Origin of the sequence: Plantactinospora alkalitolerans, assembly GCF_015690345.1 — a bacterium.
Classification (GTDB): domain Bacteria; phylum Actinomycetota; class Actinomycetes; order Mycobacteriales; family Micromonosporaceae; genus Plantactinospora; species Plantactinospora alkalitolerans.
This window is the reverse complement of the sequence record NZ_JADPUN010000256.1, coordinates 20,886-34,407: the sequence shown is the minus strand read 5'-3', so window position 1 is coordinate 34,407 and position 13,522 is coordinate 20,886. Positions and strand designations below refer to the sequence as shown.

Annotated in this window: 11 protein-coding genes; 6 read left to right on the top strand and 5 right to left on the bottom strand. The window is 70.7% G+C overall.

Features of this window, described 5'->3' with window-relative positions; all coding sequences use genetic code 11:
* Positions 1–64: 64 nt before the first annotated feature.
* Complete coding sequence (locus tag I0C86_RS29085; protein WP_196204503.1) at positions 65–1,033, top strand: NADP-dependent oxidoreductase; 969 nt, start codon at positions 65–67, stop codon at positions 1,031–1,033.
* A 28-nt stretch (positions 1,034–1,061) separates the two neighbouring features.
* Here I0C86_RS29085 and I0C86_RS29080 read toward each other — a convergent pair whose 3' ends face one another.
* On the bottom strand, positions 1,062–1,526 hold the full coding sequence (locus I0C86_RS29080) for a PPOX class F420-dependent oxidoreductase (RefSeq protein ID WP_196204502.1): 465 nt from the start codon (positions 1,524–1,526) through the stop codon (positions 1,062–1,064).
* A gap of 152 nt (positions 1,527–1,678) precedes the next feature.
* Between I0C86_RS29080 and I0C86_RS29075 the strand changes: the two genes are divergently transcribed.
* The gene (locus I0C86_RS29075) at positions 1,679–2,884 is read left to right on the top strand and encodes an epoxide hydrolase family protein (RefSeq protein ID WP_196204501.1); all 1,206 of its coding nucleotides are present in this window, start codon (positions 1,679–1,681) and stop codon (positions 2,882–2,884) included.
* A 39-nt stretch (positions 2,885–2,923) separates the two neighbouring features.
* On the opposite strand, the gene purF is transcribed toward I0C86_RS29075, so the two are convergent.
* The 3 genes from purF to I0C86_RS29060 all read right to left on the bottom strand — a co-directional run bounded on the left by purF (position 2,924) and on the right by I0C86_RS29060 (position 6,093).
* Entirely contained in the window at positions 2,924–4,354 is a 1,431-nt protein-coding gene (gene purF / locus I0C86_RS29070) for an amidophosphoribosyltransferase (RefSeq protein WP_196204500.1), read from the bottom strand.
* A gap of 85 nt (positions 4,355–4,439) precedes the next feature.
* Positions 4,440–5,204 carry a CoA-transferase subunit beta gene (locus tag I0C86_RS29065; protein WP_196204499.1) on the bottom strand — a complete coding sequence of 255 codons (765 nt, stop codon included), beginning with the start codon at positions 5,202–5,204 and terminating at the stop codon, positions 4,440–4,442.
* Positions 5,205–5,235: 31 nt separating this feature from the next.
* On the bottom strand, positions 5,236–6,093 hold the full coding sequence (locus I0C86_RS29060; protein WP_196204498.1) for a CoA transferase subunit A: 858 nt from the start codon (positions 6,091–6,093) through the stop codon (positions 5,236–5,238).
* 212 nt (positions 6,094–6,305) lie between these two features.
* Here I0C86_RS29060 and I0C86_RS29055 point away from each other — a divergent pair, with 212 nt between their 5' ends.
* From I0C86_RS29055 to I0C86_RS29045, 3 genes are all read left to right on the top strand, one after another.
* On the top strand, positions 6,306–7,562 hold the full coding sequence (locus I0C86_RS29055) for an FAD-dependent oxidoreductase (RefSeq protein ID WP_196204497.1): 1,257 nt from the start codon (positions 6,306–6,308) through the stop codon (positions 7,560–7,562).
* A 131-nt stretch (positions 7,563–7,693) separates the two neighbouring features.
* A complete protein-coding gene (locus I0C86_RS29050; protein WP_196204496.1) occupies positions 7,694–8,512 on the top strand; it encodes a DUF6585 family protein in 819 nt (272 codons plus the stop codon).
* 94 nt (positions 8,513–8,606) lie between these two features.
* Positions 8,607–10,589 (top strand): multicopper oxidase family protein, encoded by a 1,983-nt coding sequence (locus I0C86_RS29045; protein ID WP_196204495.1) that lies wholly within the window; start codon positions 8,607–8,609, stop codon positions 10,587–10,589.
* A 58-nt stretch (positions 10,590–10,647) separates the two neighbouring features.
* On the opposite strand, the gene I0C86_RS29040 is transcribed toward I0C86_RS29045, so the two are convergent.
* Positions 10,648–11,313, bottom strand: a complete 666-nt coding sequence (locus tag I0C86_RS29040) for a TetR/AcrR family transcriptional regulator (RefSeq protein ID WP_196204494.1) — start codon at positions 11,311–11,313, stop codon at positions 10,648–10,650.
* Positions 11,314–11,419: 106 nt separating this feature from the next.
* Here I0C86_RS29040 and I0C86_RS29035 point away from each other — a divergent pair, with 106 nt between their 5' ends.
* Positions 11,420–13,522, top strand: coding sequence for a HelD family protein (locus tag I0C86_RS29035; protein WP_196204493.1), 2,103 nt, complete (start codon positions 11,420–11,422; stop codon positions 13,520–13,522).

The following is a 13,522-nucleotide window of genomic DNA, read 5'->3' as shown; positions in this document are numbered from 1 at the left end:
GGTCCGTTTATTGCTAGCGTGGCGCCAGTAACATGACCGCCCGGTCCGTTTATGGAGGAATGACATGAGGGCAGTTGTCGTGACCCACTACGGGCCACCCGAGGAGTACACGGTGGCCGAGCTGCCGGCGCCCCGGCCCGGCCCGGGACAGATCCAGGTCCGGATCGCCGCCGCGTCCATCAACCCGGCCGACGTACGGCTGCCCAGCGGCGATTTCCGCGACGTCGTGCCGCTGCCGTTCCCACACGTACCCGGGAACGATTTCGCCGGCACGGTCAGCGAGGTCGGTGCCGGCGCAACGGGCTACCAGGTGGGCGACGAGATCTTCGGGCAGGCCGTGCCCCGGGCGCTACGGGCGATGGCCGGCGGGGCCCGGCCGTCGCTGAGCACCGGCTCGCTGGCCGAGTACGCGGTCTTCGAGGCCGACACCCCGTTCCTGGCGCACCGGCCCGCCGCCCTCGACATCGAACAGGCGGCGGCCCTGCCCACCGTCGGCCTCACCGCGCGGGCCCTGATGGCCACCGCCGAGGTGCGGCCCGGGGAGACCGTCCTGGTCGTCGGCGCGACCGGCGGTGTCGGTACCGCCGTGCTTCCACTGCTCGCCGCCGCGAAGGCCCGGGTGATCGCCACCGCGACCGACGCCGACGCCGACGTGTTACGGGCGCTCGGCGCCGACGAGATCATCGGGTACGCCGCCGCCGGCTATCCCTCCGAAGTAGACGTCGCGCTGAACCTGACCCTGCCGAGCGACCAACTCGGCGCGGTCGCCGGCGCGATCCGTCCGGGCGGACGCCTCCTCACGATCACCTACCCCGTGCCGCAGCAGGAGTGGATCGGCCGGAACGACGTACGGCTGCACTTCGTCCTGGACATGGAGGGCACCCTCGGCGGGATGCGCGAGGTCGGGGAACTGGCGGTCGCCGGTGGACTGCCGGCGACGGTCGGTCGCCGCTACCGCCTCGACGACGGCGTGCAGGCCTGCGTCGACTTCGTCCGCCGGCACACCACCGGCAAGTTGGTCGTCACGATGTGAGACACCACCCGCCGGCACCGCTGTCTGATCAGTCCGCGAGCCGGGCCGGAAAGCCGCCGGTGGCGAGCGGGCCCCAACTGTCGATGGTGACCCGGATCAGCGACTTACCCTGCCGACGCATGGCCTCGCGGTACTCGTCCCAGTCCGGGTGCTCGCCGGAGATGCAGCGGAAGTACTCCACCAGCGGGTCCAGCGCCTCCGGCAGGTCCAGTACCTCGGCGGTGCCGTCGACCTGCACCCACGGGCCGTTCCAGTCGTCGGAGAGGACACAGACCGAGACCCGGGGATCGCGGCGGACGTTGACCGCCTTCGCCCGCTCCGGATAGGTCGAGACGACGATCCGACCTGCGGTGTCGACGCCGCAGGCAACCGGCGAGGACTGGGGCCGGCCGTCGGGCCGGGTGGTGATCAGGATGGCGCGGTGCCGTGGACGGAGGAACTCGACCAGTTCCGGCCGTTCCACCCTGGTGTTCGTCGCGATGCTGCGGGGCATCCGTCGTTTCTACCAGGTACCACCGGACCGTCTACCAGGTACCACCGGACCGGCCGGCCGGCGTGCGCCGGAGTTCCGCGCTCGGGGGACGGCATGCCCGCGTCGATCCGGGGAAGTCCGGGCAGAGCCCTGTTACCGATTGGAGGCCCCAGGTGGCTGTCAGGACCGAGGCGCGACCGAGTGTTGCGGAGATCCGGCCGTTCACGGTGGAGGTCCCGGAGGCGGAACTCGAGGCGTTGCGTGCGCGCATCGGGGCGACCCGCTGGCCCGAAAGGGAAACGGTCGGCGATCAGTCGCAGGGCGTGCGGTTGGCGACGATCCAGGCACTCGCCCGCTACTGGCAGAAGGAGTACGACTGGCGCGGCGTCGAGGCACGGCTGAACGCGCTGCCGCAGTTCATCACCGAGATCGACGGACTGGACATCCACTTCATCCACGTCCGTTCGAAGCACGAGGACGCGTTGCCGCTCATCGTCACGCACGGATGGCCCGGTTCGATCATCGAGCAACTGAAGATCATCGAGCCGCTGACCAACCCCACGGCGCACGGTGGCAGCGCATCCGACGCCTTCCATCTGGTGATCCCGTCGATGCCGGGCTACGGATTCTCCGGCAAACCGACCACCACCGGCTGGGATCCGACCCACATCGCCCGCGCCTGGATAGAGCTGATGCGGCGTCTCGGCTACCAGCGGTTCGTCGCGCAGGGCGGCGACTGGGGTGCGCTCGTAACGGATCTCATCGGTCTGGAGGCACCACCGGAGCTGCTCGGCATCCACTCCAACATGCCCGGCGCCGTGCCGCCCGACCTCGACAAGGTGCTCCTGTCCGGCAGTCCGCCGCCGTCCGGCCTTTCGGCCGAGGAGCAGCACGCGTGTGATCAGCTGTCGTCCTTCTACCAGTTGCATCTCGCCTACGCCCTCGAGATGGGAACGCGCCCGCAGACGTTGACCGGACTGGCGGATTCGCCCGTCGGACTGGCCGCTTTCATGATCGACCACGACGAGAAAAGTCTGGAACTGATCTCGCAGGTCTTCGACGGACAGCCCAGAGGCCTGAGTCGGGACGACGTGCTGGACAACATCACGCTCTTCTGGCTGACGAACACGGCGATCTCGGCGGCCCGTCTCTACGCGGAGAACAAGTTTCCGTTTCTCTCCGCCAAGGGTGTCTCCGTCCCGGTTGCCGTCAGCGCCTTTCCCGACGAGCTGTACCAGTGCCCGCGCAGTTGGGCGGAGCAGTCGTATCCCAACCTCATGTACTACAACAAGCACGACAAGGGCGGGCACTTCGCGGCCTGGGAACAGCCGCAGTTCCTCTCGGAAGACCTTCGCGCCGGCTTCCGGTCGGTCCGCTGAGGTCGCGGGACCGGGGACGGTCCGGACCCCGTCGACCGGTCAGGACCTTTCCAGCATGTCCTTGGTGGTGTTGACCGAGACGGGGACCGGGTAGTCGCCGGTCATGCAGGCGGTGCAGAAGTCGTCCGGCTCGTCGCCGATGGCGCTGAGCATCCGGTCGAGTTCGAGGTACACCAGGGAGTCGACGCCGAGGTAGTCGCGGATCGCGTCCACGTCGAGGTTCGCGGCGATGAGCGTGCCGCGGTCGCCGGTGTCCATGCCGTAGAAGCACGGCCACCGGTAGGGCGGAGAGCAGATCCGCAGGTGGATCGCGGCAGCACCGGCCTCGCGGAGCATCCGCACCGTTCCCCGGAGCGTGGTGGCTCGGATGATCGAGTCCTCGACGACCACCAGCCGCTGTCCGGCGACGTTCTCGATGATCGGGTTCAACTTGATCCGGACCGCGTTGTCCCGCAGTTCCTGGGTGGGCGCGATGAAGGTGCGACCGATGTAGCGGTTCTTGATCCAACCGTCGCCGTACGGGATTCCGGACTGCTGGGCGAACCCCTGGGCGCCGGGAATGCCGGATTCCGGTACCGGCACCACGAGGTCGGCGTCGACCGGTGCCTGCATCGCGAGTTCCATGCCCATCCGCTTGCGGGCACCGTGTACTCCCCGCCCGCGCAGCACGCCGTCGGGCCGGGCGAAGTAGACGAACTCGAACGAGCACAGCGTCGGGTTGACGGCGGCGGCCGGGAAGGGGCGGACGGACCGGACCCCGGCCTCGTCGACGACCACCATCTCGCCCGGTTCGACCTCCCGCACGACCTGCGCGCCCACGACGTCGAGGGCCGGCGTCTCCGAGGCGAGGACCCAGCCGTGCGGAAGCTGGCCGAGGAACAGTGGACGGAACCCGTTGGGATCCCGGACGCCGATCAGCCGGTCCTCATCCATGATCACAAAGGAGAAGGCGCCTCGGAGCCGGGGAAGTACCCGGGCCAGTGCGCCTTCGAGGGGATCCGCGCCGCCGACGGCGTCCGGCGCGGCGAGTTCGGCGACCACGAGTTCGGCGACCAGGTCGCTGTCACTGCCGACCGTGCCCGGAGCCGGCCCCAGTTCCTGCGCCAGCTCGGGCGTGTTGACCAGGTTGCCGTTGTGCGCGAGCGCGAACTGGATCTCCTGCGCCGTGCGGTACGACGGTTGGGCGTTCTGCCAGGCGCTGGCTCCGGTGGTGGAGTACCGGGTGTGCCCGATCGCCAGATGGCCCCGCAACGCCTCGAGGCGATGGTGGTCGAAGACGGTCGACACCAGACCCATGTCCTTGTTGACCCAGATCTTGGTGCCTTCGCTGACGGCCATCCCCGCCGACTCCTGGCCCCGGTGTTGCAGGGCGTACAGGCCGAGGTACGTGATGTGGGAAACGGGCTGGTCTGGTGCCCGTACCCCGAAGACTCCGCAGGCTTCCCTGATTACGTCGCCGCCATCTCCCACTGGTCCGACTATACGGCCGGCATGATCGTCCCGCCGGATACGCCGTGATTTCCGGCAGGCCACGATTCGTGGCCGGCCCCGGAGGTCACGGTGCCGCGCTGGCCGCCTTGAGCGCGCGCAGCACCGTGAGTTCCGCTTCGCTGGGCGGCTCGTTGGTACGCAGGTCGTCGGCGACCGTCAACGCCCAGCCGGTGGCCGCGCGGGCCTGCTCGACCGTCGCTCCCGGATGCAGGTGCGTCAGCACCAGTTCGCGGGTCGACGGGTCGGGCCGGAGGACGCCGAGGTCGCTGATGACGACCTGGGGGCCGGCACCACGCAGTCCGAGTTGTTCCCGATCGCCAGGGCCGGAGCCGTAGCCGAACGAGGTGACGAAGTCGACGCGCTCGACGAAGGTGCGGGGGCTCTGTCGCATGACGACGATGACCTCCCGGCAGGACGCGGCGATCTCGGGTGCACCGCCGGCTCCGGGTAGCCGTACCTTCGGGTTGGCGTAGTCGCCACCGATCGCGGTCGTGTTGATGTTGCCGTACCGGTCGACCTGGGCGCCGCCGAGGAAGCCGACGTCGACGTTGCCCGGCTGAAGCCAGTAGTTGAAGACCTCCGGAACGCTGACCACCGCATCCGCGGTGTCGGCCAGGATGCCGTCGCCGATCGAGAGTGGCAGCCGGTCGGGTTTGGCACCGAGGCAGCCGGACTCGTAGATGAGGACGAGCCGGGGCGCGTGGGTGGCGCGGGCGAGGTTGGCGGCCGTACTGGGCAGGCCGATTCCGACGAAGCACGCGGTGCCGTCCCGCAGTTGGCGGGCGGCGGCGACGGTCATCATCTCGTCGGAGGTCCAGTTCTGGCTCATCCCATCTCCTCGCTTTCCGCGCTGCGCCCGCTCATGCCGTCTCCCCGGTCATGCGCCGTTCCCGACCCGGTTCTCCGCCGTCCCGGACGTCGAGGACATGCTGTCGCATCCAGGTGGCGAACGCGTCGCGGTCGCGGCTGATCGCGTCCCAGGTCTGGTAGAAGGCGTTGTCGCGGACGGAGTAGCCCTGCGCGTAGGACGGATGGGAGCCGCCGGGTACGAGGGCGACCGCGTTGACCGCCCAGGTCGGCAGCACCACCTGGTTGGGCATCGGGTCCAGGGAGTCGACGATCTCCTCGACGGTGACCAGCGAGCGTCGGGCGGCGAGCACCGCTTCCTTCTGCACGCCGGTGATGCCCCACATCTGCACGTTGCCGGCCCGGTCGGCGCGCTGGGCGTGCACGACGGTGACGTCGGGGTTCAGCGCGGGTACGGCGGTGAGGACCTCGCCGGTGAAGGGGCAGGCGATCGGCCTGATGGTGTCGGTGTGCTTCGGCAGGTCGGTGCCGGTGTAACCGCGGAGTACCGCGAAGGGCAGTCCGGACGCACCGGCGACGTACCGGTTGGCCATCCCGGCGTGGCTGTGCTCCTCGATCTCCAGCGGCGTCGGCCAGCCGCGTTCCACGGCGTCGCGGAACCGGTGCAGCGAGCCGACTCCGGGGTTGCCACCCCAGGAGAAGACCAGGCGTCGGGCGCAGCCCATGCCGATGAGCTGGTCGTAGACGACATCCGGGGTCATCCGAACGAGTTCCAGGTCACGGCGTTGCTGTCGGATGATCTCGTGACCGGCGGCGAACGGGATCAGGTGGGTGAAGCCCTCCAACGCCACCGTGTCCCCGTCGTTGACCAGTTCGGCCACGCCCTCGGCCAACGAGACGATCTCAGCCATCCGTCCTCAGTCTCCTGATCGCCTGTCGTCGCCGTGCCGATCGGCGACAGCGGCCCGCCCGTCGTTCGTTTTGCGTACGGTTGTTCTTAGAACGAACGTAGCGTGACCCCTCCGGCCCCGTCAACGGCCGTTGCGTGGGGTAGTTGTGATCATCGTTGTTCCGGAGGTACGGTGGGCACATAATTCACCGGCCGTTGAATAAGGTGATCGTGGTGGACGAGCGAACGACCTGCGTCGTCGTCGGAGGCGGACCGGCCGGAATGGTGCTGGGCCTGCTGTTGGCCCGGGCCGGCATCGAGGTGACGGTGCTGGAGAAGCACGGTGACTTCCTGCGCGACTTCCGGGGCGACACCGTCCATCCGTCGACCCTGCAACTCCTCGACGAACTGGGCCTGGGTGAACAATTCGGGGCCCTGCCGCAGAGCCGGCTGGAGGAGGTCGCCTTTCCGGTCGGCGAGGGCCAGCTCGTCGTCGCCGACTTCCGTCGACTGAGGACCCCGCATCCCTACGTCGCCATGGTGCCGCAGTGGGACCTGCTCAACCTGCTCGCCGAGGCGGGCGCGGCGGAGCCCACCTTCACGCTGCGGATGCGCGCCGAGGTCACCGAGCTGATCCGGGAGGCGGGCCGGGTCCAGGGAGTGCGCTACCGGGGGCCGGACGGAGATTCCCGGGAGATCCGTGCCGACCTCACCGTGGCCTGCGACGGCCGCTGGTCGATCGCCCGCCGGCAGGCCGAGTTGCGGCCCCGGGAGTTCCCCGTGCCGATCGACGCCTGGTGGTTCCGACTGCCACGGAACCCCGACGACGACCCGGCCGGACTGACCCCGCGAGCCGGTCAGGGCCGGTTCGCCGTGGTGATCCCCAGGGAGGACTACCTCCAGATCGCCTACATCGCCAGGAAGGGAATCGACGCGGAACTGCGGGCCAGGGGCATCGAGGCCTTCCGGCGGGACATCGCGGAACTCGCGCCCTCGTTCGCGGACCGGGTCGACGCGCTCGCCTCGATGGACGACGTCAAACATCTCGACGTACGGCTGAACCGGCTCGACCGCTGGCATGTGGACGGGCTGCTCTGCCTGGGGGACGCCGCCCACGCGATGTCGCCGGTCGGCGGAGTCGGGATCAACCTCGCGGTGCAGGACGCCGTCGCCGCGGCGACCCTGCTCGCCGAGCCGCTGCGGCGGGGCCGGGTCACCCCGGCCGAACTGGCCGCGGTGCGAACCCGGCGACTGCTGCCGACCATCCTCGTGCAGCGGCTGCAACGGATCATGCACCGGAACATGGTCGAGCCGATCCTCGACGGTCGGCGGGCCGGACCGCCCCGCGCCGTACTGGCCCTGCTGCGGCGCTTCCCGGCCGTCTCGCTTGTGCCGGCCTACCTGATCGGCGTCGGCGTACGTCCCGAGCACGCGCCGCCGTTCGCCCGGCGACCGCCGTCCGGTGTCGCCGTGGACGACCAGAGCGGGTAGTTCCGTCCCCTTCGGACGGATCCCGGGCCTCCCTCGGACGGACGCCCCGGATCCGGTTCTGATTGATCCACATCGCTCACCGAAGCCCGTAGACTCCCCGCCGAATCAGGCGGGGCGAGACGGGGGAAGACGTGAGCGGAAGCGACGTGGTGGCGGGCACCGAACAGGACTGGCAGACCGACGCGGTGGACCGGGCGGTCCGGGCGGCCCAGGGCTACTGGGGTCCGCCCCAGGCGACGTACTGGTGCCAGGCGCGTCGGCGTTCGCAGAGCCGGCTGATCGCGGTGCCCGGCGCGATCGCCGGCACGGCCGTGCTCTGCGCGGTGCCGTACACCCTGATGTCCGAGGCGTACGGCGCCGGGGTCGTGGTCGCGCTCATCGGGATCCTGGCCACCGGGATCGCGGTGCTGATGTACCGGGTCGGCAAGCCGAAGGAGCGGATCGGCGTCGTCCTGTTCTCCGACGGCTTCGTCTGGGACGACGGCCGGGAGTCGGACGTCGTGCCGTTCGACCAGATCGCGGACGTCCGCCGCAACGTGACCCAGCACCTCGGCACCGGGGGAGCGGTCAGGTACACCTCGCACCAGTACACCGTGATCCGTCCCGACGGGAGCAGACTGGTCATCGACGACGCCTTCCGCGATGTCGTCGAACTCGGCGACCGGGTGATGAGCGCGGTGACCGCCCTGCAGGTGGCCACCGGGCGGGAGCGGCTGCACCGCGGCGAGACGCTCGACTTCGACCCGTTCGCGATCAATCGGCAGGGCCTCCGCCTGGACGGCGACCGGCCGGTCACGCCCTGGTCGGAGGTCTCGGAGGTCCGGCTCCGCGACGGCAGCCTCGAAGTGCTGGTCAACGGGCGGAAGGTGGGTGCCAGGTTCATCCAACAGGTGCCGAACGTCTTCGTCCTGGTGACCCTCGCCGAGGAGTTGAGGCTGGCGGACCGCTAGGGCCGTCACCCGCCCTGATGAATTTCCTCGTCCTCGTCAGGGCGTTCTGGCGATACCGGAATGAAGGCGAGTACCGTTCACCTAGCGTGATCGCATGGTGTCTCGCAGGAAGCTGGTCGCGGCCGGTGCCGCCGGGGGAGTCAGCCTGCTCCTGCCACCGTCGGTCCGGCGGGGCCACGCGGACGGGGCGACGCCCCCGGTTCGGCCGGCCCAGATCCCGAAGTACGTCACCCCGCTGACGATTCCGGCGGCGATGCCGATGTCGTCGACAGTGCCGGCGGGCCCGTTCGACGAGTACGTGATCAGCGTGCGGCAATTCCGTCAGCAGGTGCTGCCGCCCGGCCTGCCGGCCACCACGGTCTGGGGCTACGGCTCGCCCGACCATCCGGAGACCTTCGGCTATCCGGCCCGGACGCTGGAGGCCCGGGTCGATCGTCCGGTCCGGGTGACCTGGGCCAACGAACTCCTCGACGAGCGGGGCAACTTCCTGCCGCACCTGTTGGCGGTGGATCCCACCCGGGACTGGGCGAATCCGGGTGGCGGCGAGACGGGACGGGATTCCCCGGCGCCTGCCGGGACCACCTCCGGTCCGTACACCGGTCCGGTCCCGTTCGTCACCCACCTGCACGGCGCACACGTCGGCGAGGAGAGCGACGGTTATCCCGAGGCGTGGTACCTGCCGGACGCCGGGAACATCCCGGACGGCTTCGCCCGGTACGGCTCCGCGTACGACGGGTTCCGCCGATCCTTCGACGAGCGGCACCTGCTCCCGTGGCGACCGGGAACCGCCACCTACCAGTATCCGAACGACCAGCGGGCGAGCACCCTGTGGTACCACGACCACACGATGGGGATGACCCGGCTCAACGTGTACGCCGGTCCGGCCGGGTTCTACCTGCTGCGCGGCGGACCGACGGATCTGCCCGCCGGAGTGCTACCCGGGCCCGCGCCCGCGGTGGACGAGCCGGCGGGCGTCCGTTCCCACGAGATCCCCCTGGTCATCCAGGACCGGTCCTTCACCGTGGACGGCGCGCTGTCCTATCCGGACAGTGGGCGTCTCGACGGGCACGCCGGTCCGGGCGTCCCGGAGCATGCGGCGGCGTCGGCCGCCGACCACATGGTCTTCGGCGACACGATCGTGGTCAACGGCCGGACCTGGCCGGTGCTCGAGGTCGAACCGCGCCGGTACCGGCTGCGGCTGCTCAACGGCTGCAACTCGCGGTTTCTGGTCCTGGGCGTCACGGCGAACCCGACCGTCCGGCCCGCCTCCTCGGTGCTGCCGTTCTGGCAGGTCGGCGGCGACGGCGGTTTCCTGCCCGGTCCGGTGCCGCAGCAGCGGCTGGTACTCGGCGTGGCCGAGCGGATGGACGTCGTCGTCGACTTCACCGAGGTTCCGGAGGGCACCGCGCTCTACCTGGTCAACGAGGGGCCGGACCATCCCTACGCCGGCGGCGAGCCAGGCGTCGACTTCGAGGTGGCCGATCCGCAGACCACCGGACAGGTGCTGAAGTTCGTGGTCGGGGCGCTGACCGGACCGGACACCAGTTTGCCGCCGGAGCAACTGCGACTGCCCGCGATCGCCCCGCTCGGTACGGCGTCCAGGACCCGCCGGCTCGCGTTGAGCGTAAGCCGAGGGGAAGGTCCGGGCCCGGCGGCGGTCCAGGTACTCGGCACGATGGGGCCGGACGGTGCTCCGCTGCCGCACGGTTTCCACAGCCCGGTCACCGAGAACCCGGTGCTGGGCGCGACCGAGATCTGGGAGTTCCACAACTACACCCCCGACGCCCATTCGATGCACATCCACCAGGTGCAGTTCCAGGTGCTGGGCCGTGGCCGGAACGGCCGGCGGCCGCCGGAGGACTCGGAGCGGGGTTACAAGGACACCGTGGTCGCCCTGCCCGGAGACGTCACCCGGGTGAAGGCGAGGTTCGACACCGCTGGTCGGTTCACCTGGCACTGTCACATCCTCGAACACGAGGACGGCGCGATGATGCTGCCGTTCCAGGTCGGCCCGCTGCCGGCCGACCCGCATCCGGGCGCCCTCACCGACGGGGGCGGGCATGGATCGGGGACGTGACGGAGCGGTCGCGGTCGCCGTCGACGTCGCGGTCGCCGTCGGACGGGAGCGGCGGCGGTCACCGACCGTCGGTGGACCCGTCCGACGGCGCGGCGTACCCGGTGAGCCCGCCGGTGAGTAGCTGGAAGGCGCGGTCGACCGCCGCGACGGCGACGGGATGCACCTCGGCCGCCGCCTGGCCTTCTGTCAGCCGGCGCCAGTTCTCCCGGGCGAGTACCCGCTGGACCGCGATGATCTGACTCGCGGCGAGCCGGGCGTCGAGTGTGCCGGCCGCCGGTGCCGCCTCGGCCAGGGCCTCGGCCAGGGCCCCCTCGTCGTGCGTGGCGTACTGCGCCACCCGGGCCGCCAGGCTGGGCGTGCCGAAGACCATGCCGTGGAAGGCTAGGACCTCCGGATGGTCGTTGAGTCCGGTCACCGGGTCCCGCCGGGCCAGCCCGGCCAGGAAGTGCCGGTGCAGCGCGACGAGCGGCGCCTCGCCGGGTGACCTGTCCCGGACCACTCGGGCGGCCTCGGCCCGGTGGTCGAGGATCCGGTGCAGGACCAGGTCCTCCTTGCTCGGGAAGTACTTGAACAGCGTGGGCTTGGAGACCTCGGCGGCGGCGGCCACGTCGGCGACGGAGACCTGGTCGTACCCGTGCTGGAGGAAGAGCGAGATGGCCGCCTCCGACAGCGCGTCGTGGGTGCGCTGCCGCTTGCGCTCCCGCAGGCCACGCGGTTCGTCCATGAGATCCACTCTAACACTCCTCAAACTCGGTCAATTTCATTACTTGGTTGTATTCTTTACCGAGTTAAGCTGATGCCCCCGCTCGACGACGTGGAGAACGATCACCATGGCCCCGCCAACCTCAGCCCACCCCACGGCGCCCAGCGACCCGGCGGCCGCGCTCGCCGAGGAACAGGCCCGGCTGGCCAGTGCCCGGAAGGCGCTGGCCCGGATGCTGGACACCGCTCGGCTGCGGGTCGCGACCGGCGCAAGCGTCGCCGGGGACCGCTACACGGCCGAGACGCTCGGCCGAATGCTGAAGAGCCACGTGAAGGAGCTGGCCGAGGAACCCGACGGTCCGCTGTACTTCGGCCGGTTGTGGTTCGGCGACTCCCCGGCGGCCGGAGAACATCGCCACGAGCGCTACTACCTCGGCCGGCGACACATCACCGACGAGTCCGGCCAGCCGGTCGTGATCGACTGGCGGGCGCCGATCTCCCGGGCGTTCTACCGGGCCAGCACCCGGGACCCGCTCGGCGTCCGGGAACGCCGGCGGTACGGCTGGACCGGCCGGCATCCGGCCGAACTGACCGGCTTCGAGGACGAGATCCTCGACGGCGGCGCGTCGACGGACGGTACGAGCCGACTGGTCGCCGGCGCCTCGGCGGACGCCACGAGCCGACTGGTCGCCGCCGAGATCGAACGTCCGAGGGTCGGGCCGATGCGGGACATCGTCGCGACGATCCAGCCGGAGCAGGACGACCTGGTCCGGGCGGACCTCGACCGGTCCGTCTGCGTACAGGGCGGTCCGGGCAGCGGGAAGACGGCCGTCGGACTGCACCGTGCCGCGTACCTCCTCTACACGCACCGGCGGCAGATGAAGCGGGGCGGCGTGCTGGTCGTCGGACCGAACCCCGCCTTCCTGCGTTACATCTCGGCCGTGCTGCCCGCCCTCGGCGAGGTCGACGTCGAGCAGCAGACCCTCGCGGAACTGGTCGGCGGGAACCCGGTCGGTGCCACCGACAGCGAAGCGGCGGCCAGAGTCAAGCACGACCCCCGGATGGCCACCGTGCTGCACCGCGCGCTGTACCACCGCACCGGCGAACCGACCGGGCCGCTCGTCGTGCCGGACGGCTCGTACCAGTGGCGAGTGCCGGTCGGGTGGCTACGTCGGATCTTCACCGAGGTACGGGCGGAGGCGCTGCCGTACGCCATCGGCCGGGAGCGGCTCCGGTCCCGCGTCGTCGGCCTGCTGCAACGCCGGGCCGAGACCCGGACGCAGACGCCGAGCGGTGCCTGGCTGCGCCGGATGGCCCGCTGCCGCCCGGTCACCACGTTCCTCGACGAGGCGTGGCCGGCGACCCGCCCGGAGGAGCTGTTGGCCCTGCTCTTCGGCGACCCGGCGGCGCTGGCCCGGGCGTCGGCCGGCCTGCTCGAGGTCGACGAGCAGGCGGTGTTGCGATGGCCGCCGGGACGGCCACGTACGGCGCGGACCGCGACCTGGTCGGCCGCCGACCGGGTACTCCTCGACGAGGTCGCCGGGCTGCTCGACCATCCGGCCGGCTACCGGCACATCGTGGTCGACGAGGCCCAGGACCTCTCCCCGATGCAGTGCCGGGCGGTCGCGCGGCGCAGCCGGCACGGCTCGCTGACCGTCCTCGGTGACCTCGCCCAGGGCACCACGCCGTGGGCGGCATCGGACTGGCGGGACCAGTTGGCGCACCTCGGTCAGCCCGACGCGGCGGTCGTACCGCTGACCGCCGGTTTCCGGGTTCCGGCCGTCGTGCTCGAACTGGCCAACCGGCTCCTGCCGGAGTTGCGGGTCGTGGTTCCGCCGACCCGGTCGGTGCGTACCGACGGGATGGTGCGGATCCGGGCGGCGGTGGACCTTCCGACCGCGACCACCGAGGCGGTCGCCGCCGCGCTCGGGTACGCCGGCTCGATCGGGGTGATCGCGGCCGATGCCCGACTGCCCCGGCTGGTGGCGGCGCTGCGGGCCGCCGGGACCGCCGTCGCCGGCCCGGACGGCGACGACGGCGTCCGGGTCACGATGCTGCCGGCGAGCCTGGCGAAGGGACTGGAGTACGACCACGTCATCGTCGTCGAGCCGGTGGAGATCGTCGAGGCGGAGCCGCGCGGCCCGCACCGCCTCTACGTCGTACTCACCCGGGCCGTGTCGCGGCTCGACGTCCTGCATCACCGGGCTCTTCCACCGGCGTTGCGCGGCTGA